At 67.8% G+C, this 540-nt stretch carries 1 protein-coding gene and 1 pseudogene; both read left to right on the plus strand.

All coding sequences use genetic code 11. The annotated features are described in order from the left end of the window. A pseudogene (locus tag U9980_RS22215) lies at positions 1 to 334 on the plus strand (transposase); the annotation flags it as partial. After that, positions 312 to 491: a hypothetical protein gene (locus tag U9980_RS22220; RefSeq protein ID WP_322769704.1), complete on the plus strand. Its 180-nt coding sequence runs from the start codon at positions 312 to 314 to the stop codon at positions 489 to 491. The pseudogene U9980_RS22215 and the gene U9980_RS22220, both read left to right, overlap by 23 nt. Positions 492 to 540 lie beyond the last annotated feature (49 nt).

Here is a 540-nt window from a genome sequence, read left to right on the forward strand (position 1 = left end):
CGGAAAACCCACCCTGGCCTGGCACTTCGACCAGACCGTCCTGGACGCCGAAGCCGCCTCCGACGGCTGGTACGCCCTGCTCACCAACCTGCCGCCCGACCAGGCCGACCCGGCCGAGGTCCTGCACCGCTACAAAAGGCAGGAAGTCGTCGAACGCCGCTACGACGACGTCAAGGGCCCCCTCGCGGTCGCCCCGATGTTCCTGCACAGCAACCGGCGCATCCACGCCCTCATCCACGTCATCTGCCTGGCGTTGCTCGTGTTCAGCCTCGTCGAACGCGCCATCCGGGCCGCGATCCCCTGCTGTGACGATGGCCGGCCTCTACTTCGGTAACCCCGCCCGGCCCACTGGCCGGCTCATCTTCGAAGCCCTCGCCCGCCTGCGCCTCGTTCCCGCCCGCGACGGCGCGCCGGCGTTCATCCCCCGACCCCGACCACTTCAACAAAAACTTCTCGACTTCCTCGGCGTCGACCCCACCCGACCATCATGATCGGAAACTGGGCCGGTCAAGCCACCGAATCCCCATGTGCGAAAGACCC

This window comes from Protofrankia sp. Cr1, assembly GCF_963555865.1.
Lineage (GTDB): Bacteria > Actinomycetota > Actinomycetes > Frankiales > Frankiaceae > Protofrankia.

Excerpts from the sequence above, each read along its gene's own strand:
- U9980_RS22220 (WP_322769704.1), top strand. The coding sequence starts at position 312 with ATGGCCGGCCTCTACTTCGGTAACCCCGCCCGGCCCACTGGCCGGCTC.